Source organism: Corallococcus terminator (genome assembly GCF_049194865.1).
Lineage (GTDB): Bacteria > Myxococcota > Myxococcia > Myxococcales > Myxococcaceae > Myxococcus > Myxococcus terminator_A.
The window spans coordinates 168,360-189,599 of sequence record NZ_JBLZWL010000022.1 but is presented as its reverse complement, the minus strand read 5'-3'; the positions used below and the strand labels follow the sequence as shown (position 1 = coordinate 189,599).

The window sequence follows — 21,240 nt, the reverse complement described above, 5'->3', positions numbered from 1 at the left end:
TTTTTGTCCTCGATGGGGGAGGGCCACGGGAAGTCGCCCGGACGGGTTCTGGACGATGACCGAGGGCCCTCCACCAGAGAGACGCTCAGGGCGCGCCGGTTGCGTCGGGTGGCATCGCGGCGACGTAGGTGAAGCCCGTCTCGCTGGGGCTCTGCCACGCCGACTTGAAGTCCGCCCACGAGTAGACCTCCTCGCGGTTCTGATAGGGATTGTAGACGCGCACGTACGTCTGTCCCTGGGCGTTCTTGGTGATGTCGACCACGCTCACCCAGTGGGTGATGTCGCGGTCCGACGTCGTCACCGACTCCAGCATTCCGTCATCGGCGCCGTCGATGTTGACGAGGACCAGCAGCGAGCCGCCGTCGTCGAGAATGCGTTGCACGGCATCGGGCGTGGGGTCTTTCGCGTGGTTGTTGTTGTACGTGTCGCTCGCGCTGAAGTTGCCGTCCAGGTCCTTCATGGTCGGGTCGTTCTCGGCGCCCGCCTGCTGACCGACGATTCTCCAGCCCTGGCTGGCGAGGAAGGTCTCCAGGTGGGTGGAGTTCGTCAGCATCTCGCCGTTGCCCAGGATGCCTCGATACTCGGAGCCGAGGCCGGCGAAGCGGGTGAGCCCGTCCACGAGCTCCAGTCCCATGACGGAGAGGGCGGTCAGCTCTCCGCACAGGTTGCCGTGGGTGTAGTCCTTGCCCTCGCCGTTGAGGATGGCGCCGATGTTCAGGTACTGGGCGATGGGGTCCTGTCCCGCCGCGTGGTTCGCGGCCCACTCGCCGACGCTGCCGGCGCCCCAGGGCCACCCGCGTGACGTGCCGATGAGGGGAGACTCCGCGGCCACGCCGGTTTCAGGCAGGGACCCGAAGTAGAGGGACATCTCTTCCTGGACGAGCGTGTCCCAGTGTGTTTCGGCCGTCGTGCGTTGCTGCTCGGGTGTGAGCTGGCTCCAGTTCTCCGTCAGCGGTGGAGGCGCCAGGGACGGGTCGCGAATCCACGCGGGTTCCATGTCCGTGACGTGCTGGCTCCACCGCGCGCGGATTCCGTCGAGGATGCCGGCCTGGGTCGTCGCGTCCAGGCGGTGCCAGGCTCCGTTCAGCCACGGAGGCATACCGCCCTGTTCGAGCCAGGTGGGGACGGGGAGGGATGCGCCCGTGTCCGCGACCACCATGTTCGCGATGTCCGGTGGGAGGTTGGCTTTCGCCAGCGCGGCCTGTCGCTCCGGGCCTGGGGGCGCGGAGAGAATCGTGTTCACCGTGCTTCCTGGCACGGAGCCCGCGATGGAGTACTCGGGGTGCTGCTTCAAGTAGGTTTCGGACGCGGTCCACTCGCGCGTCGTCGGGTCGTAGATGTTGTTGCCCTGGCGGATGACGACGTGGCCGGTGGTGCCTTCGGCGCCGGGACGGCTGTCCTTCAGGAAGAGGACCTCTGAGCGCGCGCGGATGACAGCGGGCGCCAGCGACAGGAAGTCCGCGACGGCGTCCAGGCAGTTCACGCGGCCGTCCTTCGCGTTCTCGCTCGCGAGCGAGGTTCCGGGCGCGGAGGTTCCGTCGGTCGCGAGGTCCGGACCTCGTGTCTGGGGTTGGGCGGTCTTGAAGGTATCGGGCTTCTGGGTGTCCAGGCTCGCGGCCTGGGCGGCGAGGCGTGTCAGCTCTTCCAACATGCGCCGGGCGGCTTCTTCCGCTGCGCGTCTCGCGGCTTCCTCCGCGGCACGCCGGGCCTGCTCCGCCGAGGCACTCGCGACGGGCGATGCGTCCTTCGAGATACGAGTCGACATGTCTCCCCCTCTTCAGTCCCGGTGCTGCACTGCGGTCACGATGTAACACTGTGACAGGACGCGAAATCAACCTCGTCCCAGTGCCAATCACTTCCATGCAGGCGCCAATGGCCTGACGTCGTGTCGGACCGAGCTGGGACTCTCTGCCCCTCTCCATCCCCAATCGGGGCCTTCACAGGGGGCGTCGATGTTCGCGCGTCGGAGCTGGGCCGTGGTGTTGCCGCTGCTGTTACGCGTCGAGCGGCTACCGTGGGGCGGAGGCGGCCTGGCGCTGGTGCTGGCCCTGCTCACAGCGGGGTGTGCGTCGCAGCCCACCCGTGCTGGCCCAGAGGACACCCTCTCATCCCTCTCGGGCCGGACGCTCTCGTCGGCGTTGAGGAACAGCGCCGTCGCGAGCCTTCCAGAGGACGAGGCGCCCGAGGACGACTCCCCTGTGGAGGCTGAAGTCGGACCCCCGTTGTACTTCCGTCGAGGCCCATATTTGGTCTCTGAGGCGGGCGTCGGCAGAGGTGAGACGGCGGCGCTGTCCGTCGTCGACGTCATGTCCGGCGCCTGCGGAGAGGTAGCCCCTGGTTGGCCGCGTCTGTCCACGGACGAGGAGGTGCTGGCGCCCTTCCTGGCGTGCACGACTCCAGCGGCCTTCCTGGCCTTGCAGCGCAAGACGGACATGGCCCGGCTGGTGGAGTCCCTCTCGGCCTGGAATGCCGTCCGACTGGGTGCGCTGGGCCCGTTGGAGGCGAAGGCAGCCAGAGCTCTCCTCAAGAAGCGCGTCGTCTTCCTCGCCACCGCCGCCGAGAAGTACGGGCCGGGCCAGGCGGAAATCCTCGCCCTCTTCGTCATTCACACGGCCTTCGATGACGAGGTGCGGGACGTGCTGCGCCTGCTGGCCGAGGACAAGCTGCTCAAGCGCGCCTTGGGCGGCATGGAAGTCGTCCGGGCGGAGCTGGTGGGGCGGGGGCTCGACCTGGAGGATTTTCCGGAGAGGGACTTCCTCGCCAGCGACATCGCACGCGGGCTGAGCAGGGCCACGGATGACGTTGCCTCGTCGATTCCCCTCGTCGGTGGGAGCCGAAGCGTGGGTGCCTCGTCGCTGCCTCGGCAGCTACCGCCCGCGTACCGCGAGGCGTACTGGGCCGTGGAGAAGGCGCAGTACCTGGGGGCCTTCGCACCGGGCAACGTGGCCTTGGCGGCCTTCGACCACCTCACTTTCGGCGTGCCGTTGGGCTTCTACGCGCTGGCTGCTGGGACGGCGCACGGCGGGGCTTCTCTTGCGAAGGGAGAGTACGAGGAGGCCACGCGGCAGTTGGCGCCCTCGGCCCTCCTGGTGGGCTTGTACGCGGGAGGAAAGGGAGCGCGCGGCTTCCGGGAAGCCGGCCTCGTCAGGCAGGAGAGGACACGGCTCCAGGCGACGGTGACTCGCGTGGAAGCGCTGAAGGCCGTGCTCGACAGGTTGGAGGCGCAGGCGGGGGCGAGCGCCGTGGGGGAGTTGGCCCGCTACTTCCAGCAGAGCCGTGAGGCGGCGCTCCTGGTGGTGGAGTGGGGCGAAGCCGGCGCGCTGGCCCTTCACGAGGCGCGAGGCAATCCGGCTCAAGCGCAGGCCATGTTGGCGGTGCGGTATGGCGAGCCTTCGAGGGCCACGCCAGCGAAGGGCGGAGCAGGAAAGAGCAGCGGCAGGCCCTCGCTGCCACCCGAGTCGGCTGGCATCCCCGCGGAGGTGGCGGAGGCGAAGTTCCGGCAGGTGGAGGCCGAGGCTGGTGGGGCCCGCATGTCGATGGACGTGGCTGCCCTGAAGAAGCATCGCGAGGCGCTCCTTCGCACCGTGCCTCCTGGTGCCGACGTGCATCCACTCTGGCACGACTACCTGTCCTACCTGGAGAAGAGGGCAGCTGAAATCGAGCAGGGCACGGCGTCCAAGGGACCGCTGCAGTGGTCCGGCTACCAGTTCGTGCGCGAGCTGTTTGCCCGGGGCCTGAGCTTCGAGAGGGACATGGTTGTCCTCCTGCGAGCGGATGCGGCCTTGCCACGGGCTCAGCGGACGTGGCTCAGGGACTTCAACCAGCCTCGCATCGAGACGCACGTGGGCGTGGCGAAGGCGGACCTGCGCTTCGCGGACGTGCTCGTCATCGAGGAGCTTCGATCCGCTGTCCAATCACCCCGCGTGGAGACGTTCAGCCTCAAGAGCCGGGACCTGCGAACACTGAAAGAGGACCCCCTGACGGCGCAGATTGTTGCGGACGGGAAGGCTGCTCTGGCCTACTACGGGGAGACACTCAGCATCCGCCGGCCCGGACTGGAGATGGAGGTGCAGGTTGGGAGGATTCGTCTTGTCTACGAAGCCACGCTTAGGCCTGAGAACTCAAAAATAGCGAAGGCCGCTGTCGAAGCCGCTCGGGATGTCGTCCCAGAAGTAGAGGTGCTTTTCCAATGACGGTTCTGGAGTTTCAAGACTTGCCTCGGGAGGATCGCCTCCTGCTCACGTTCGACGGAGGGTTTGACCAGCAGGCTCAAACTGAGCGCGAGTTGGAGCCCCTCGTCGCCGCCCTCGAGGCCTACGCATGCGACTGGATGCCGGACGTCGTCAATGGCAAGCGCCAACGTCAATATTCCCGGGCGGCCGTCTGGAGCGGGTTGGAGGAGCGACGCGAGACGAGGGTCTCTGCAATCGGGCTTTATCGTACAGCGTGGCCTGCGTTGGATATGACGCTGAGGCTCAGGTATCCGCCGCTTCCGTCGAAGCTGCACATCTGGATCAACATCCAGCCCATCTCCTTGTTCATCGATGCGGAGCGTTGTCGTAACTTTGTCGACATGGTCCGTGTCTGGGCTACCAGATACCCTACCGCTCATGCGACGGCGCATAGCGTGGCTGATGATGAGCTGTCGGGTGCGCCCAATTTCGGTCGCGACGATGAGACGGAACGGCGAGACGGGTTCGACAAGGTCTACGAACTGTACTGGCTCAACGTCTTCGGCCCGAAGCTGGTGGAGACGGTAGGCCGCGAGAGGATGCTCTCGACTCCCGCGCACCTCGTGGAAGAGCTTCCGAACGGCTCTGTCCTTCTGGTGCTGTGGCCCACCGCCGCCGACTTCGCCAGTGACGAGGCGCGCGTGGCCCAGGCCCGCGCCCATGTCCACCTACGACCGGACCTCGACTTCGACACAGTGCTGCGCACCCTCAAAGAGCGCAGTGCCGCCCTTGCTCCGGTGGAACCTCGCTTCCAAGCGGACCTGGCGCCGCTCCTTTCGCGGCTGCCTGATGAGTTCGCCATCAGCGAGCGGCAGCGGAAGATTGCTGAACTCAACGCCTTCCGGCCGCCCGAGCCGGAGGAGTGGCTCCCTGCCGTGCTTCCACCGGACGTGAAAGACCCGGAGCGCGTCCGCGGTGACTACGGCGACCTGTCTGAAAGCCTCGTGGCGGCGTTGCATACCAAGGTGCCCAGCATCTTCGACGCGACGCCCGAGTCCCTCACGGACCTCGACTTCTACTTCTGGAGAGAGAACTTCCCGGAGCGGTACAAGCGAGAGCTCATCGACGAGCACACCGCGCCGGCCTTGGGCGCCTACCTGGGCGGCGTTCTGGTACGGCGGCTGGGCGGAACGTGGGTTCCGCGCCAGAAGCTCGAGGAGTCCCAGGTTCGTGTCGGCATGCGCGTCTGGTTGCCCTTCCTCCGCGCTCGTCGGTACATGCAGTCCCGCCAGGCGCTGCTGGACTACTCGCTCATCCAGTTCTTCCGGGAGGCGGAGAGGCACCGGGGCTGACGGGAGCCATGGTCACCCAGCCAGGCGCCGCGAGATGCAGCTTGCCTGCTCTCGGGCATGACACACGTGTTCCGCACGTGAAACGGAACGAGCGCTTCTCTTCCCGTAGCCCACGGAACAGGATGAGGGAGGATGTCTGTCCCCGTCTTCCGCCGGCCTCGCTGTCACCGCTGCAACCTGTCGCAGCACCTGTGCCTGTGTGCCGAGATTCCTCGGGTGCAGACGCGCACCAGAATCGTCCTCCTCCAGCACGTCGTGGAGACGTGGAAGAAGAGCAACACCGGGCGGGTGGCCGCGCTCGCGCTGTCGAACGCGAAGCTCCTCACCTACGGCGCACCGGACGAGGCCTTCGACACCGCCGTGCTCTCCGAGCCGGGCACCTGGATGCTCTTTCCAGACGGGCCCCCGGCACCGCCAGATGCTCCCGCGCCGCGACAGCTCGTGGTGTTGGACGGGAGCTGGTCACAGGCTCGGCGGATGTCTCAGCGCATCCCTGAGCTCCGCACACTGCCGAGACTCGTCCTCCCCGCGCCCGAGTCCGGAATGCTCATGCTCCGCGAGCCCACGCATCCATCCGGGATGTCCACCCTGGACGCGATTGCTCGCGCGGTGGCGATGCTCGAAGGACCCGAAGCCGCGGCGGAGCTGGAGCGTCTGGCCGCGCTGCGAGTGCAGCGCATCGCCGAGTGCGGCACGCTCTACTGACTTCGCCGCACAGAGCCCGTCCAATCACGGGCCCATCCCATCAGCTGCGTGAGCCCCGCGAGCTTCCGGAGCGGAAGCCCGGGTCCATCACGGCACCGAGGCGATCTCCGTGCGCAGCTGCGCGATCGCCGGCCCCAGCTGCGGGGGCTGCATGTTGCGCGGCACCTCGACGGAGAAGCGCTCGAAGTGCTCCAGCGCCTTGGGCTTGTCATCACGGCGCAGCGCCAGACTGCCCAGGAAGATGAGCGCCTCCTGCGCGTCGGGCCACGTGTTGACCAGCGCGGTCAGCTCGGCCTCGGCGCCCTCCAGGTCTCCCCGGGTGGCGCGCAGCACGCCACGGTGCACGCGCAGCTCGACGTGGAACGGGTCCACCGCCAGGCCCTTGGCCGTCACCGTCGCCGCCTCTTCGAACTCCTGTCGGCGGATCAACTCGTGGCTGAGCATGGACGCGGCGTCCAGGTCGAACGGGTTGGACTCCAGCCGCGCGCGCGCCTCCGCCATCTCCGCGCCTTCCTGCTGCGCACCCATGCCGCCCTGCTGCGCCTGCTGCATCGGTGCACCCGGAGGCATGCGACCCGTGGCCTCCTGTCCATCCGTGCGCGCCTGCTGCTCGGAGACGAGCAGGTAGCCCAGCCCACCGAAGAACAGGACGATGCCGGCGCCCCACAGCGCGCCCGACAACTGCGGATTGCGCGCGGCCCAGCCCGTGGGCGCGGGCGCCTGGTGCGTCCGGGCGCGAGGCTCACCGCTGCTCGTCACCTTGCGCTTGAGGTGCTCGTCCTTGGCGCGCAGGGCCGCGGCGGCCTCTTGCTCCAGGCGGGACTTCTCCGTGGCGTACTGCTCGGCGGCCAGGTTGTGCTTGTCGGCCTCCAGCGCGCGGAGTTGGTCGATGAGCGAATGCGCGCGCTGGCTCAAGTCGTCGAGCACCCCGTCCTTGGGCTCGGGCGTGGAGAGCGCGCCCTTGCGACGCATGAAGAGCAGCCACGCGGCGGCGGCGACGAAGGCCACGGCGAGGACAATGATACCGGGCAACCAGTTGGTCGGCTGTTGCTGCATGGCTTAGCGCTCCAGCTCCCGGCGCACGGCCTGGAGGTAGGGGTCGGCGTCATCCGCCGCGGAAGGAGTGCCCGGCGTGGGGGCGGAAGGAGTGGCAGTGGCGGGCGCCTGCAACGGCGGCCCTTGCTGGAGTTGTCTCCAGATGACGAACCCGCCCACCAGCAGGAGCGCGACGGGGCCCAGCCAGACGAACCAGTTGAAGCCCTCGGCCTTGGGCTCCAGCAGCACCCACTCCCCGTAGCGGGACACGAAGAAGTCGACGACTTCCTGGTCGCTCTTCCCCTCGGAGACCAGCTCGCGGACCATGTCGAGCTGCGCGCGCGCCATGGACGAGGGGCTGTCGGAGATGGAGAGGCCCTGACAGACCGCGCAGCGCAGCGTCTTGCCGAGCTGCTGGACGCGGACCTCGAGTTCGGGCGCGAGAGGTTCGCTCGCCGCCTGCTGGGGCGCGAACTGGCCGGTGATGAGGCCGAATGCAAGGGTCAGGGACAGCAGGGCGGCGGTCATCGGAACTCCCGGGAGCCGTCTCTACCTAGCGCTACCGGGCCTGTGTTGGACAGCGAAACCTGAGCGCCGGACGCCCGCCCCGCCGCCTGGGCTGTAGGTGGGCATCCGTCACGGCGTCAGCGCAGGTGCTCGAAGGCCGGTCCGAGCACCGGGTCCACCGTGAGCACATACGTGTCCCGGGCGGGGTACAGCTCGAGCGGCAGTGCCACCGGATGCCGGGGTGTCATCGCCTGGTCCTGCTTCGTGGTGGAGGGGCTCAGCAGGCGCCCATCCTCCAGCAGGATGGCCCAGAACAGCGCCCCCTGGCGCAGGTTCTCCGGATGGTACCGGGCGATGGCCGCGCGAGCAGGCCCGGGGAGCTCCGCCACGGCCTTCACCCGGGGTGGCGCCTCCAGTCTCCCATCCAGCCGGTAGCGCACCTGCGCGAGCATGGCCCTGCGCGGGTGTTTCAGCGACGCGGCGATCAACGCGACATTGAGCCGCCCCGCCGAGTCGATCCACAGGCCCGGCTCCGAGCCAGGCAGCGCGCTCAACCCAGGCAGGCGGGTGCTGGCCACGCGGGTGAGCCCACCCCCGGGGCGGGTCCGCACATGGTGCAGGTCCAACCCCTCGGCCGTGTCATCGACGAGAATCACGCTGATGGCATCCCCCAGGGTGTCGGGCTGGATGGTGGCGCGCGAGGCGACGGGCCGGGCCGGCAGGCGCACGCGCCCGACTTCACGCCCGGGTGTGACCTCCGTCGCATCCACCGTGGAGTGGAAACGCAACAGCCGAAGCTCCCTCCCGCCCGCGGCGATGACGGGGATGAAGAGCGCTCCAGAGGCCGTCTGGAGCGGTGGACGCACCAGGTGCTCGGGAGGCGCTTCCAGGTCGATGCGGAACGGATGCGCGGTGGTGGCGGGCTCGGCGAGGGCCATCACGGAGGCGCCGTTGCGCCAGACCACCCAGTCGACACACGGCGCGCCCTGCGTGTTGTTGGACCACGGCGCCAGGGCGTCGCTGGAGCCGGGCTCGACGGGGCCGAGGATGGTCGCGGGACGCCACCGCACGCCCCACTCGCTGTCGTCCGTCGCGTCCGCGTAGACGCCGGCCACGAGCATCGGCCGGCCTTCGATGTCCTGGATCCACGTGGCCATGACGCTGCTGTGATATCCGGCGGCCACGTCGCAACCCAGGGACGCGGGGCCTGGCGTGGACGCGACGATGTCGAACTCGACGGGCGTGGACTTCACCGTGAGCGACGGTTGCTCCAGCCTCGCCTCCAGGCGATAGCGGCCGGGTTGCGTGACAGGGAGCCACTCGTGCAGCTCCAGCACGGACTCGAGCGCCTGCCCCGCGCCGAGTCGCACGCGCGGGGCGGCCTCGGGCCCGACGGCGTTGTCTGGATTGCGCAGGGTGACTTCGCGTCCGTTGGCGCTGCGGCCCTGGGGATACTCGGGGCCTGTCAGCGTATACGTGAGCGTGGCATCGGAGTTCCGGAAGGGGTCCGCCAGCTCCACCGGCGCGGTGCCTTCGTTGCGCAGGGTGAGGCGCAGGCTGCGGTCCTCGATGGCGGTGAAGCGCTCCTTGGACAGCTTGAACTGGATGCGCACGGAGGGACCTCCAGACGGAGTGGAAGGGCTCGGCGTGCCCGCGGTGGGGCGGGGCGGTGTGCTCGCGAGCGTCAGCGACACGAGGACCACGTGGCAGGAAAGGAGAATCGGGCTCATGGCCGGGCGTTCCGACTTCCGATGCTGCTCAGCGCTTGTTTGTTCCAGCCCCGCAGTCGTAGCAGGCACATGCCACAGAACCTTCGCTCCACCGAAAAGTCGTAACCCATCAGACAGTCGGTCCCGTCCTGGTCATGTTGTTCGGTCATCGCGCCCGTGGGCACGCGGTGGATGGGGAAGGGGGCATGGGGCAGGAAGAGCTGATGGCCGACCTCATGGGCGATGGTCTGCACGAGCGAGTTGGCGCCGCCGCTGTAGTTCCTCGCCGTCCCGCATTGCACGACGGCGCAGCGAGCGCGGTCCTGCGAGGGAAACTCCTGGGAGAATCCATTGACTCGGCTGCCTCCGGGTTCTGTTTCCAGGTTGTAGAGGCCGTCGAACTGCAAGAGCACGATGCCCGGCGTGTCACCGGTGGGCTCGTCGAAGGCCATGACCAGGATGCTCTTCGCCCAGTCCTTACAGAGACGATGGTACGCGTGTTCCTTGTTGTCCGTGCTCGCGACCTTGCCGGGAAGGAGCCAACGAGACACAAGCGTGCGACTCCCGCCTCGCCTCCGCTTCACTTCGTCGAGAAAGTTCGGGTAGGTGCGAAATGTGAGGGCATGCGGGCCCGCGGTGTATTGGTCCACGGCGGGGTCGATGGCGGCGCGGACCTCCGGGGACATGGCGGCGACGGCACGGGCGATGCGTGCGTTGTAGGTGACCGCGTCCATGGCGGTGACGCCGCCGCTGCGGTCCTCCAGTCGGAGGAAGGCTCGGGCGAAGCGTTGTTGGACGTCGGCCAGACTGACGCCGGTGACAGTCGGGTGCTTGCGCAGGACGCGGGCGATGTGGACCTCGCGCCAGGACTCGAAGATGCCGGTGCGGGCTCGCACGGCGGCGGGGAGGGGCGCGTCGCACTCCATGTCCAGGACGACACCTCCGTCCTTCCGCTTGTCATAGGCAAGCTGCACCGTCACACGCCACGCATCTCCGGCGATGCGCGAGGGCTGGAACACCACACCCGTGCGCCCCGCGAAGGCGCCGCTCGTCCACGGCAGGCTGTACGCCGCCCACTTGCGCTTCGTGCACGGGACGACGCGGAAGGGAAACTCACCGTCCCGTGGCTCGGCTTGGGGTGTGTAACCCGGCTGCCTTGGAAACACCGTGGCGCTGGGCTGGCCGCGCTTGCCGCCCACGTCGCGGTGGGCGTTGTCGCCCTTGGGGCGCGATGTCTGACATTGGCGCGCCAGCGCGTGCTCCAGGTAGGCGCGGGCGAGCGGCGAGTGCGAGGTGAGGTCCTCTGCGTCGTCTTCCCAGTCCCAGAGGAAGCGCACCCTGCCGAGTGCGCGCGGTGCATCGACGCGCCGGTTCTGTGAGTCCTTGAGCCACGCGCGGGCGAAGATGGGGACATCGGGCCCCATGCCCCAGGCGCGGCGGTACTGCTGGAAGTCGGTGTCGTCGCCCATCTCCGCGCTGCGCGTCTTGAAGAGGTTGCTGACGAGGCGAATCTCCGCCCGCTCCGCGTCCGAGGGAAGCCGTCCGAGCGCGGTCGCCACGTCGCGGTCCCTCTGGCGCGAGAGCACGCGGGAGTCACCCAGCTCCAGCTCAATCCCATCCACCAGGACATGGAAGTACGTCCACGCCACGGGGCACTCCGCGAGGCCCGAGCCCTGGAGCGTCAGCTTGAGCTTGTACGGCGAGTGCTCCACGGTGACGACGCCGTCGGGAAAGGCCTCGCACGCGGTGACGGTGCCGTCCCAGGGCAGGTGGTGCTCGCCGCCCGTGAGCTCCTCGGCGGACAGGTCTCGGGTCCACAGGGGTTTCTTCGCGTGGCGGGTGAACAGCTCCAGGCGGCCGACGCGCACGAGGTTGGCGTCATTGGAGAGGTGATACGTCAGCTCCGCGGGCTCCACCTCGGGCACGAAGTGGAAGTCGTCCTTGGGCGCCTCGGTGGTGGGCGAGGGAAGTCCGGGGCGGTGGAAGCGCGAAGTGGCGCCGCCGGGAATGGAGAGCCGGAAGTCCGTGACGCCGAAGCTGGCGAGACGAAGCCGGTTGCGATTGCGTCCACTGGGAGGAGTGAGCGCGACATGGGCCGAGAGCGCGAGGCGTGCCATGGCGGGGGCTCACGTGTCGTGGCGGCGAATCAGCTCGCGTTGCACGTCGGCGAGCTGCCCTGTTTCAGCGAGTCCATGGTGGCGCTGGAAGGCGCGCACGGCGGCGCGGGTGCGGGGCCCCGGTGCGCCGCGCTCGCCTTCGATGAGGAAGCCCAGGTTGTGCAGTCGCTCCTGGGCCGCCGTCATCGCGTCGGCAGTCGAACGTCGCGGGGGATTCGAGGTGCAGCGCCCAGCTCAGCAGATCGGGCGGGGACTCCGCTGGGGCGTGCGTGTCCATGAAGTCACTGGCGACGATGGACGGGGGATAGCGTGGGGGTTGGCCGGGCCGGGTCGCCACCGGAGTGGGTGGCTCATCGGGGCCAGGGTCGGGTGGGGGCAGGTGCAGCAGCAGCTCGCCGGTGGCGAGGCCGGGCACCTCGTGCGAGAGCGAGCCGTCGGGCGCTGTCGTTCCGCAGTGCTCGGTGCGTCCCACGCGCAGGACATACTCACGTCCCGCGTAGGGTCTCTCCCTCGGGTCCAACAGGATGATGTGCAGGCGTCGTTGCTTCAGCGTGAAGATGCTCGTGTTGCCTGTCCGGATCGGTGCCGTCCTCGGACTGACCATGCCGCGTCCCCCGTGCTTCGACTTGCCCAGGTGCCGTCACCGAGATGCCGTTGACGCCAAAATAAGCGCAGTGCACCTGAACCCGGAATCACGTGACAGTGAGGAATCCACAATTCTGTCGGTTGGGTGAAACCCGCCGAACCTGCCAGGTCATGGAGGCGACGCGCTCCTGGCCCGATGGGTAGGGCGAGTGATCGCTGCTCGACGCGGTAGTCCATCCAGGGACGGACCTGCCCGAGCAGGTGGGTCAGCTCGCCGCTGACCTGTTCGAGGCGAGAGGGGGCGGGACGGCTTCCTCCAGGCGCTGCGGGGGCTGTTGTCGTCCGGCTCCGAACACGGCGTAGAGGACGGGGAGGACGACGAGGGTGAGGAGGGTGGAGGAGAGGATGCCGCCGATGACGACGGTGGCGAGGGGGCGTTGGACCTCGGCGCCCACGCCCGTATTGAGCGCCATGGGCAGGAACCCGATGGCGGCCACCGCGGCTGTCATCAGCACGGGCCGCAGGCGCGAGAGGGCTGCTTCACGGAGCGCGTCGCCCAGCGCGTGACCTTCCGCGAGCAATGTCCGCACGCGCGAGACGAGCACCATGTCTCCCAGCACCGAGACACCGGACAGGGCGATGAAGCCCACGGCGGCGGAGATGGAGAAGGGCATGCCCCGCAGCAGGAGCGCGAGCACGCCGCCCACCATCGCGAAGGGCACGCCCGCGAAGATGCGCACCGCATCCAGGACGCGCCGATACGTGAGGTAGAGCAGGAAGAAGATGAGGGCCAGCGCCAGGGGCACGACGATGAGCAGGCGCGCCTGGGCTCGCTCCAGGTGCTCGAACTGTCCGCCGAAGCGAACGTAGTAGCCGGCGGGAAGCTCCAGCTTTTCATCCAGGGCGCGGCGCAGCTCATCGACGAAGCCGCCAAGGTCCCTGTCCCGCACGTTGGCCTGGACGACGATGCGACGCTTGCCCCACTCGCGCTGGAGCGTGGAGGGACCTGAGACCTCACGGATGCGGGCCAGCCGGCCCAGTGGCACGCGGGCTCCACCCGGTGCGGTCACCGGTATCGTGGCCAGCATCGCCGGGTCGTTCCGATACTCCTCGGAGAGACGCACGGCCAGGTCGAAGCGCCGCTCGCCTTCGCGCACCTCGCCCACGGTGCGGGTGCCCACCGCCTCCACCACATCGAGCACCGCGCGAGTGGAGATGCCGTGACGGGCCACCGCCTCCCGGTCCACCGTCACCTCGAGCACGGGCTGCCCGGTGAGCTGCTCCACGGTGACCTCGGTGGCGCCTGGGAGCGACTTCACCAGTCCCTCCAGCTCGCGGGCCTTGGCCTTCAAGATGTCCAGGTCGTCGCCGAAGAGCTTGATGCCCACGTCGCCGCGCACGCCGGCGATCATCTCGTTGACGCGCATCTCGATGGGCTGGAGGAACGCCATGCGCATCCCTGGCATGTCCGCCAGCTCCGCCCGCATCTCCGCGACCAGCTCGTCCTGGGTCTCCGCGCGCTTCCAGGTCTCCCGTGGTGTCAGGGTGATGAAGACATCGGACAGCTCGATGCCCATCGGGTCCGTGGCCACCTCCGCCGTACCGGTGCGCGTCCACACGCGCCGCACCTCGTCGGGGAAGCGGGTGAGGAGCACCTTCTCAAGCTGCGTGCCGTAGCGGATGGACTCGGTGAGGGACACCTCGGCCAGTCGCACGGTGTTGATGACGAGCGTGCCTTCGGAGAGCCGTGGAACGAATTCGCTGCCAAGCTGCGTGGCCGCGGCGAGCGCACCCACGACGAGCAGACTCGCGCCGACGAGGACCGCCCGGGTATGCGCCAGCGCCAGGTCGAGGACCGGCTGGTAGCAGCGCTTGAGGAAGGCGACGAGGCGCGGCTCGCGGTGAGGTCCTCCACCGCGCTTCAACGCGAAGGACGCCAGCACCGGCATCAGCGTCATGGAGAGCAATGCGCTGCCCAGCAGGGCGAAGATGACGGTGAGCGCCATGGGGCGGAACAGCTTCCCCTCCACGCCCTCCAGCGCGAGGAGGGGCAGGTACACCACCAGGATGATGAGCTCACCGAAGAGGGTGGGGCCGCGCACCTCGACAGCGGCGTCGCGCACCACTTCGAGGAGGGAGCGGCTCCCCTTGGCCTCGGCGAGCCGCCGCTCCGCGTTCTCCACGAGGATGACGGACGAGTCGACGACGAGCCCGAAGTCGATGGCGCCCAGTGACATCAGGGTGCCGACGATGCCGAATTGCAGCATCGCGTTGAAGGCGAACAGCAGCGACAGGGGAATGGCCGCCGCGACGATGAGCCCCGCGCGCCAGTTGCCCAGGAAGAAGAAGAGCACGGCGATGACGAGCAGCGCGCCTTCCATCAGGTTCGTGCGCACCGTGCGCAACACGTGGTCCACCAACTCGGTGCGCTCGTAGACGGGCTCCACGGAGACGTCCTGGGGCAGGGCGCGCTTCACCTCGTCGAGCCGCTGCGCCAACGCCTGCGTCACCGTGTGGGAGTTCTCACCGATGAGCATGAAGCCCAGGCCCAGGACGGCCTCGCCTTCACCGTCGGCCGTGGTGGCACCCCGTCGGATTTCGTGGCCCACCTCCACGCGGGCCACGTCCCGGATGCGCACCGGCACGCCCTCGTGCGCCGCGACGACGACGTCCTCGACGGCCTTGCCGCTCTCCAGAATCCCGACGCCGAGGACGAGGCTCGCCGCGCCTCCGCGCTCCACCACTCCGCCGCCCACGTTCGCGTTGTTCTCCTCCAGCGCGCGGTAGACGTCCTGGAGGGAGAGGTTGAACTGTTGCAGGCGGCGCGGCTCCACCACGACGTGCCACTGCTTCTCTTCTCCGCCCCAGGCATTCACTTCGGCGACGCCGGGCACTCCGCGCAGCCGTGGCGCGATGACCCCGTCATGCAGCGTGCGCAGCTCCTCGAGGCTCTTCGTGCGGCTCTTGACGAGGTAGTGGAAGACCTCGCCCAGTCCGGTGGCCACGGGCCCCAGTGAAGGGCGCTCGATGCCCGTGGGAACCTCCACCCGGCCGAGCCGCTCGGCGACCTGCTGTCGGGCGAACCACAGGTCCGTGCCGTCACTGAACTGGAGCGTCACCTGGGACAGGCCGAACTTGGAGATGGAGCGCAGCTCGCTCAGGCGCGGCAGTCCCGCGAGGGATTGTTCGATGGGGATGGTGAGCTGCCGCTCCACCTCGATGGGTGTGAGGGCTGGCGCCACGGCGTTCACCTGCACCTGCGTGGGCGTGGTGTCCGGGATGGCGTCGATGGGCAGCGCGTGGAAGGACAAGAGCCCCGAGATGATGAGGACCAGGGTGCCAAGGAGGACGGCCCCGCGATGCGCCAGTGACCAGTCGATGACTCGCGTCAGCATGGGGGTTACGGGCCCTCCGACGTCTCGCAGCAGCCCGCGCCGATGGACTCCTTGAGGATCTCCGTCTTGAGGAGGAAGGCGCCCGTGGTGACGACCTCCTGTCCCTCGGAGAGGCCCTTCACCACCTCCACCGCCTCACGAGTCCCGGCGCCCAGCTCCACCGCGACGGGCTCGTAGAGGCCCGCGTCCTTCTTCACGAAGATGAGCGTTCGGCCCTCCGCGCGTTGAATGGCCTCGCGAGGCACGAGCAGCGCGGGGTGCTCGGCGGCCACTTGCACCCGGGCTCGGAGGAAGAGGCCCGCCTTGAGGGCGCCCTCGGGGTTGGGCAGCTCCACGCGGGCGCGCACCGTGCGGGTGGCCGGGTCCACGGAGGCTCCCACGCGGGTGAGTGTTGCCTCGCGTGTCTCTCCCGGCATGCTCTCGAACGAGAGGGTGACGGGCTGGCCCGCGCGGACCTCGCTGGCGTCCGCTTCGGGCACTTCGAGCAAGGCCCACAGGGTGCTCAGGTCGGCGATCTGGAGGAGCGTCTGTCCCGCGTCCACCTGTCGTCCGGGGACGGCATCGCGGCTCACCACGGTGCCGGCGAACGGCGCTGTCAGCACGTAGGTGCCCTGCTGACTGTGGACGGAGGCTCCGGAGGCAGTGAGGGATGCGCGGGCCGCGTCGCGTTCGGCCTCGGCGGCGACGACGTCCGCCTGGGCCTGCTCCACGCTCTTGCGTGCGCTGATGCCGCCCGCGACGAGTGATTGCTGGCGCGTGAGCGCGGCTCGCGCGGCCTCCACCCGTGCCTGGGCCGAGGAGAGCCGCCCCTGGTCCGCGCCCACCGCGCCGGACGTCACCACCACGAGCGGCTGCCCGGCCTTCACCTCGTCGCCGACATCCGCTCGGACTTCGACGATGAGGGCTTCACCGCGAGTCGAGAGCTGGGCCCGTCGGTTGTTGTTGAAGTCGAGTTGCCCGACGACCTCCAGCGTGCGCGCGAAGGGGCGCTTCACCACGCGCCGGGTCTGGATGCCCGCCTCGATCGCGGTCTCCGCCGAGGCGAGTCGAACGCGCGTGCCCGGCTCGGGGAAGGTGGGCGGCGCCGCGCCCGCGGCCTTCACGAGGTCCGGGTGGCAGTACGGACAAACGGACTCCGGGAAGCCATGCTCCCGACAGTAGTCACCGGCCTCGATGAACTTCGCGACGAGCGCTGGATGGCACTTCGTGCACTTCGACTCGGGGACCGCGTGCTCCTTGCACCAGTCCTTCGGCTCCGTGGCCTTCGCGGTGAAGGTGAGGTTCGGGTTGCATTGGAAACACTGTGACTCTGGCACTCCGTGTTCCGCGCACCAGTCGTCTTGTGACTTGAAGACGTCGATGAGGTCAGGAGTGCACCGCGTGCACAGCTCCGCGGGCACCTTGTGCTCACACAGGGGAATGGGCGCGGAAGCGCCTCCCGCGACGGCCCGCGACGCGGAGGGTTTCTCCGCCACTGCGGGCTTGGACTCCTTCGAGCAGCTCGCCGCGCTCATGCAGAGCAGGGCGCACAGCATCACCGGGCCGACGCGGGAGGCGGACATCTACTTCACGCCCTTCTTGGCGAGGTCGGGATGGCAGAGGGAGCACTGGGACTCGGGGCGCTCGTGCTCCGCGCACCAGTCGCCCTTGGCCTTGAAGACCGCGGCGAGCTTCGGGTTGCAGCGCGTGCACAGGGACTTCTGCACGCCGTGCTCGCACTTGGGCTTCTCGGCTTCGGAGGTCTGAGACTTCTCGGGGGCCTTGGGCGTTTCGGCCAGGACAGGGGAGACGGTGAGCAGCGCGACGAGCACGGACAGCGAACGCAGTGAACGCATGAGGAGGCTCCGGCCGGGGCGGTCGCCCACGGCGAGGTATTCCCGCGCGAGTGGACGCGGGGCGGTTGGACAGGGCTTCAGGCACCGAGAACGCGTGTGCGGTCGCACGCCCAGGAGGCATGCGGAGGGCACACGTCTCCCGTGAAGGGAGGCGTCAGGCTCTAGGAGGCTGGAAGATGTCGGCGGCCAGTCCGGAGAGGACCGGCTCGTCCACGCGGCCAGGCACCGGGGGGGGAGTGGGCGCGGTGGCGAGGTCCTCGATGAAGGGAACCGGCGCCGGGGTGGCCCTCAGCGGACAGCACGGGCACAGGACGCAACTGGGAGCGCAGTCGGTGCACTCGTCGTCTTCGTCCTCCGCGCAGTCGGCGTGCGTGTCCGATGCGAAGGCCAGCGTCTGAAAGACGCCGCCCGTCATCAGGACGAGGAGCACGGCCAGGAATCGCAGGAGGAACCGCATCCACCCGCTGGCTTAGCCAGGACGGAGGGGCCGAGTCAATTCGCCGAGCCCGTGGCCCGGCTCTCGGGTGGGCGCGTCAATTTCTCCAGGAGGCGCCGCATGGCCCGGGAGTCCCAGTCGCGAGGGCCTGGGAAGCGGGCGACCAGCCTGCCGTCGACCACGAGGAGGCTGGTTGGGAGCAGCTCCACGCCAAACGCGTGGGCGACCTGCTTGCCCGTGTCCAGGCGCACGCGCAGCTCGGGAGGGGGAGGGCCCTCGAAGTACGACTCCACGGCCTTGAAGTCCTTGTCGTGGCTGAAGACGACGACCTGGAGCCCCTCGGGAGGTGCTTCGGCCAGGGCACGGAGCTGGGGCGTCTCCTTGCGACAAGGGGGACACCAGGACGCCCAGAACACCACCAGCACCGCGCGTGCATCCGGTGCGTCCTCGAGGACCGGCGCAGGGCCTTCGATGCGGACGTAGCTGGGGGGAGGCTCGCTCCGGCAGGCCCAGGTCATCGCTGCGAGCACACAGATCGCCAGCGCGTGCCAAGGGGGATTATTGCGCATCAGGTCTCAAGGTAGCGCGGGCCTCCGGCCCATGCCATGCCTGTACGCAATTGAAGTCGCCTTCGTTCGTGCCTGGGAGGTGGATGTGGGCCCGAGCACATGGGCACGCCAGGTGCTGGTTCTTCAAATTGTCGCGGGAGCTCTGAATGAAGCGCGGGTGGATGAATGTTGGTGTCGTCGTGGGACTGGCGCTGTTGCTCGGGGTGTCACCCGCGAGCGCGGCGAGTCGGAAGGATTCGATTGATCGCCTGGCGGCGAAGTACACCGAGCTGAAGCAGTTCAACGGGGCGCTGCTGGTCGCCGACGACAAGGGCATCATCCTCAAGAAGGGGTATGGCCAGGCGAACTTCGAGTGGCAGCTCCCGGTGACGCCGGACACGAAGTTCCGCATCGGCTCCGTCACCAAGCAGTTCACCGCCGTGCTCATCCTGAAGCTCGTGGAAGAGGGCAAGGTGGGGCTCGAGGACTCCATCACGAAGCACCTGCCGGACTACCGTCAGGACACGGGCGCGCGCATCACCGTGACGCACCTGCTGAACCACACGTCGGGCATCCCCAGCTACACGTCGCGGCCGGACTTCGGTGAGAAGATCTCTCGCAACCCGTACACGGTGCCCGACTTCGTGAAGCAGTTCGCCAGCGGCGACCTGGAGTTCGAGCCGGGGTCGAAGTACTCGTACAACAACTCGGGTTACTTCTTGTTGGGCGCCATCATCGAGAAGGTGACGGGCAAGACCTACGCGCAGGTGCTGCGCGAGCGGATCTTCGAGCCGGTGGGGATGAAGAACACGGGCTTCGACGTGTCATCGACGGTGCTGGCGAAGCGCGCGAGCGGGTACGAGCGCAACCCGGATGGGTTCGTGAACGCGGCGTACCTCGACATGGGCCTGCCCTACGCGGCCGGGTCGATGTACTCGACGGTGGAGGACCTCTATCTGTGGGACCGCGCGCTCTACGGCGACAAGGTGCTGCCGGCGGCGCTGAAGCAGAAGATGTTCACCCCGGGGCTGGACGACTACGGCTTCGGCTGGAGCATGGAGCCGACCCAACTGGATGACGGGAAGTCGAAGGTCGCGACCGTGGCCCACGGCGGCGGCATCAACGGCTTCAGCTCGTTCCTGCTGCGGGTGCCGGAGAAGAAAGAGGTCGTCATCGTTCTGAGCAACGTGGGGCGCGGAGTGCGGGCGCGAAGCCTGGCGGTGGGCGCCTTGAGCGTCCTGCACGGCGTCACGCCCCAGGCTCCGCAGCTGCCGATCAGCGACGTGGTGTGGCAGTCGCTCGCCAAGGGGACCGCCACGGAGGCCATCGCGCAGTACAAGACGGTCAAGGCGAAGAAGCCCGCCGAGTACTTCTTCGGTCCAGGGGAGCTCAACCGCGTCGGCTATCAGTTGATGCAGGGCGGCCGCGTGCCGGAGGCCATCGAGATCTTCAAGTTCAACGTGGAGCTGTTCCCGCAGGATGGGAACGTCCATGACAGCCTGGGCGAGGCGTATCTGGCCCACGGTGACAAGGCCCTGGCCACGGCGAGCTACCGCCGCTCGCTGGAGCTGGATCCCACGAACACGAACGCGGAGAAGGTGCTCAAGGAGATCGAACAGGGCGCGGCGAAGGCTCCCTGACGTCTCCGCTCCCGCGGGGTCTGGGCTCCGCGGGAGTAGTCTTCCTGCTCATGATTGAGGCGGCTGAAGCGCGCGTCGCCCGCACAGCCTGATGAGCGATGTCGCGCTGCGGGTCAGTCCCATGGAGAGGTGAAGACTCAATCAAAGCCGCGCAGCTTCGATGCAAATCCAGATGCACCTGCTTTGGACTCATTCAATGGCATTTGCCGCTTGACGCCCGGAGGGCGTGGCGTATCTTGTTTTGGCGATAGCGATTGTCTGGCCGTCTTGCTTTGTCGGGCGCGCGCCGTCTTCGTCTGGACAGGGGTGGTGATGTCGGAAGGAAAGTCAGGCGTCGCGCTGTCGCCCTGGTTTCCGTGTCCTCCGCGGAGCGATGTCGAACTGCATCTGTTGTGTTTTCCCTATGCGGGCGGGACCTCGTCGATCTATCGCGACTGGTCATCGATTCTGCCGGACTGGGTGCAAGTCATTCCCATGCGGCTCCCTGGCCGACAGGAGCGAGCTGAGGAACCCCCTCAGACCTCCATGCGGAGACTGGTGGGGTCCGTGGCCTTCGCCCTGGCGCCGTTCGCGAGCAGACCGCTCGCCTTGTTTGGCTACAGCATGGGGGCCCTGATTGCCTATGAGCTCGCCATCCACCTCCAGCGACGGCAGGGCAGCCCTCCCTGTGCATTGCTGGTGGGCGCGCACAGGGCCCCTCATCGGCGTGGCCTCGTGCGTGAAACCCACGTGCTCTCCGACGCGGAGTTCGTCGACTTCGTCGCTGCCCTGGGAGGCATTCCCGCGAGACTCCGCCAGGACACGGACCTGCTCGCGGCCGTCCTTCCGTCCATGCGAGCAGATGCCGCATTGATTGAAACGTATCGCCATTCCCAGTCGGACCTCCTGCGCTGTCCCGTCACCGTCTTCAGTGGCCGGGACGACTCCGCGGCGACTCCCGCCGAAGCCCTGGCGTGGTCCGAGCTCGCCGCCGCCCCCATCCGCGCGCACGTCCTCCCAGGCGGTCATTTCTTCATCCGCGATCATCAAGAAACATTCCTGCGGATGCTGCGCGCGGAGCTGGAGTCGGTCCGCGACGTACTTCGCTTGTTGCCAGAGGACGGCCTGCGCCCGCTCTCGCCCAGGGTGACGCCCGCTCGCGCTGCCTGGAGATGGATGCGCGCCTGAAGCGTCTTGCCTGTTCACACGCAGCAGGAAGGACTCC

At 68.3% G+C, this 21,240-nt stretch carries 16 protein-coding genes; 5 read left to right on the top strand and 11 right to left on the bottom strand.

The genetic code is table 11. The features are described from left to right. Nucleotides 1–85: 85 nt before the first annotated feature. On the bottom strand, nt 86–1,765 hold the full coding sequence (locus ACN469_RS10390) for a hypothetical protein (protein WP_498766649.1): 1,680 nt from the start codon (nt 1,763–1,765) through the stop codon (nt 86–88). Nucleotides 1,766–2,246: 481 nt separating this feature from the next. Between ACN469_RS10390 and ACN469_RS10385 the strand changes: the two genes are divergently transcribed. From ACN469_RS10385 to ACN469_RS10375, 3 genes are all read left to right on the top strand, one after another. Further along, nucleotides 2,247–4,193 (top strand): hypothetical protein, encoded by a 1,947-nt coding sequence (locus tag ACN469_RS10385; RefSeq protein ID WP_498766647.1) that lies wholly within the window; start codon nt 2,247–2,249, stop codon nt 4,191–4,193. Then, entirely contained in the window at nt 4,190–5,524 is a 1,335-nt protein-coding gene (locus ACN469_RS10380) for a hypothetical protein (RefSeq protein ID WP_498766645.1), read from the top strand. Before ACN469_RS10385 ends, ACN469_RS10380 begins: the two co-directional genes overlap by 4 nt. A gap of 132 nt (nt 5,525–5,656) precedes the next feature. Further along, complete coding sequence (locus tag ACN469_RS10375; RefSeq protein WP_498766643.1) at nt 5,657–6,229, top strand: tRNA-uridine aminocarboxypropyltransferase; 573 nt, start codon at nt 5,657–5,659, stop codon at nt 6,227–6,229. A gap of 87 nt (nt 6,230–6,316) precedes the next feature. Here ACN469_RS10375 and ACN469_RS10370 read toward each other — a convergent pair whose 3' ends face one another. From ACN469_RS10370 to ACN469_RS10325, 10 genes are all read right to left on the bottom strand, one after another. Beyond that, nucleotides 6,317–7,285, bottom strand: coding sequence for a tetratricopeptide repeat protein (locus ACN469_RS10370; RefSeq protein ID WP_498766641.1), 969 nt, complete (start codon nt 7,283–7,285; stop codon nt 6,317–6,319). 3 nt (nt 7,286–7,288) lie between these two features. Further along, nucleotides 7,289–7,792 (bottom strand): cytochrome c-type biogenesis protein, encoded by a 504-nt coding sequence (locus tag ACN469_RS10365; protein WP_498766639.1) that lies wholly within the window; start codon nt 7,790–7,792, stop codon nt 7,289–7,291. A gap of 116 nt (nt 7,793–7,908) precedes the next feature. Further along, entirely contained in the window at nt 7,909–9,501 is a 1,593-nt protein-coding gene (locus tag ACN469_RS10360; RefSeq protein ID WP_498766637.1) for a hypothetical protein, read from the bottom strand. After that, nucleotides 9,498–11,597: a hypothetical protein gene (locus ACN469_RS10355; protein ID WP_498766635.1), complete on the bottom strand. Its 2,100-nt coding sequence runs from the start codon at nt 11,595–11,597 to the stop codon at nt 9,498–9,500. Before ACN469_RS10355 ends, ACN469_RS10360 begins: the two co-directional genes overlap by 4 nt. A gap of 9 nt (nt 11,598–11,606) precedes the next feature. Beyond that, nucleotides 11,607–11,783, bottom strand: a complete 177-nt coding sequence (locus tag ACN469_RS10350; RefSeq protein ID WP_498766633.1) for a peptidoglycan-binding domain-containing protein — start codon at nt 11,781–11,783, stop codon at nt 11,607–11,609. Nucleotides 11,784–12,448: 665 nt separating this feature from the next. Continuing rightward, nucleotides 12,449–15,577, bottom strand: a complete 3,129-nt coding sequence (locus ACN469_RS10345) for an efflux RND transporter permease subunit (RefSeq protein WP_498766631.1) — start codon at nt 15,575–15,577, stop codon at nt 12,449–12,451. 5 nt (nt 15,578–15,582) lie between these two features. Continuing rightward, on the bottom strand, nt 15,583–17,139 hold the full coding sequence (locus ACN469_RS10340) for an efflux RND transporter periplasmic adaptor subunit (RefSeq protein WP_498766629.1): 1,557 nt from the start codon (nt 17,137–17,139) through the stop codon (nt 15,583–15,585). Further along, entirely contained in the window at nt 17,140–17,412 is a 273-nt protein-coding gene (locus ACN469_RS10335) for a hypothetical protein (protein WP_498766627.1), read from the bottom strand. It lies immediately after the preceding gene. A gap of 154 nt (nt 17,413–17,566) precedes the next feature. Further along, nucleotides 17,567–17,869: a hypothetical protein gene (locus tag ACN469_RS10330; RefSeq protein WP_498766625.1), complete on the bottom strand. Its 303-nt coding sequence runs from the start codon at nt 17,867–17,869 to the stop codon at nt 17,567–17,569. A 35-nt stretch (nt 17,870–17,904) separates the two neighbouring features. After that, nucleotides 17,905–18,417 carry a TlpA family protein disulfide reductase gene (locus tag ACN469_RS10325; RefSeq protein ID WP_498766623.1) on the bottom strand — a complete coding sequence of 171 codons (513 nt, stop codon included), beginning with the start codon at nt 18,415–18,417 and terminating at the stop codon, nt 17,905–17,907. 146 nt (nt 18,418–18,563) lie between these two features. On the opposite strand from ACN469_RS10325, the gene ACN469_RS10320 reads away from it, so the two are divergent. Together ACN469_RS10320 and ACN469_RS10315 are read left to right on the top strand one after the other, a co-directional pair. Beyond that, nucleotides 18,564–20,036, top strand: a complete 1,473-nt coding sequence (locus ACN469_RS10320; protein ID WP_498766621.1) for a serine hydrolase — start codon at nt 18,564–18,566, stop codon at nt 20,034–20,036. Between the two features lie 312 nt (nt 20,037–20,348). Beyond that, nucleotides 20,349–21,203 carry a thioesterase II family protein gene (locus ACN469_RS10315; protein ID WP_498766728.1) on the top strand — a complete coding sequence of 285 codons (855 nt, stop codon included), beginning with the start codon at nt 20,349–20,351 and terminating at the stop codon, nt 21,201–21,203. The last annotated feature ends 37 nt before the right edge of the window (nt 21,204–21,240 follow it).

Bases quoted from the DNA above. Each gene is read 5' to 3' on its own strand.
- ACN469_RS10390 (WP_498766649.1), bottom strand. From the start codon at position 1,765: ATGTCGACTCGTATCTCGAAGGACGCATCGCCCGTCGCGAGTGCCTCG.
- ACN469_RS10380 (WP_498766645.1), top strand. From the start codon at position 4,190: ATGACGGTTCTGGAGTTTCAAGACTTGCCTCGGGAGGATCGCCTCCTG.
- ACN469_RS10375 (WP_498766643.1), top strand. From the start codon at position 5,657: ATGTCTGTCCCCGTCTTCCGCCGGCCTCGCTGTCACCGCTGCAACCTG.
- ACN469_RS10370 (WP_498766641.1), bottom strand. From the start codon at position 7,285: ATGCAGCAACAGCCGACCAACTGGTTGCCCGGTATCATTGTCCTCGCC.
- ACN469_RS10365 (WP_498766639.1), bottom strand. From the start codon at position 7,792: ATGACCGCCGCCCTGCTGTCCCTGACCCTTGCATTCGGCCTCATCACC.
- ACN469_RS10360 (WP_498766637.1), bottom strand. From the start codon at position 9,501: ATGAGCCCGATTCTCCTTTCCTGCCACGTGGTCCTCGTGTCGCTGACG.
- ACN469_RS10355 (WP_498766635.1), bottom strand. From the start codon at position 11,597: ATGGCACGCCTCGCGCTCTCGGCCCATGTCGCGCTCACTCCTCCCAGT.
- ACN469_RS10350 (WP_498766633.1), bottom strand. From the start codon at position 11,783: ATGACGGCGGCCCAGGAGCGACTGCACAACCTGGGCTTCCTCATCGAA.
- ACN469_RS10345 (WP_498766631.1), bottom strand. From the start codon at position 15,577: ATGCTGACGCGAGTCATCGACTGGTCACTGGCGCATCGCGGGGCCGTC.
- ACN469_RS10340 (WP_498766629.1), bottom strand. From the start codon at position 17,139: ATGTCCGCCTCCCGCGTCGGCCCGGTGATGCTGTGCGCCCTGCTCTGC.
- ACN469_RS10335 (WP_498766627.1), bottom strand. From the start codon at position 17,412: ATGCGTTCACTGCGTTCGCTGTCCGTGCTCGTCGCGCTGCTCACCGTC.
- ACN469_RS10330 (WP_498766625.1), bottom strand. From the start codon at position 17,869: ATGCGGTTCCTCCTGCGATTCCTGGCCGTGCTCCTCGTCCTGATGACG.
- ACN469_RS10325 (WP_498766623.1), bottom strand. From the start codon at position 18,417: ATGCGCAATAATCCCCCTTGGCACGCGCTGGCGATCTGTGTGCTCGCA.
- ACN469_RS10320 (WP_498766621.1), top strand. From the start codon at position 18,564: ATGAAGCGCGGGTGGATGAATGTTGGTGTCGTCGTGGGACTGGCGCTG.
- ACN469_RS10315 (WP_498766728.1), top strand. From the start codon at position 20,349: ATGTCGGAAGGAAAGTCAGGCGTCGCGCTGTCGCCCTGGTTTCCGTGT.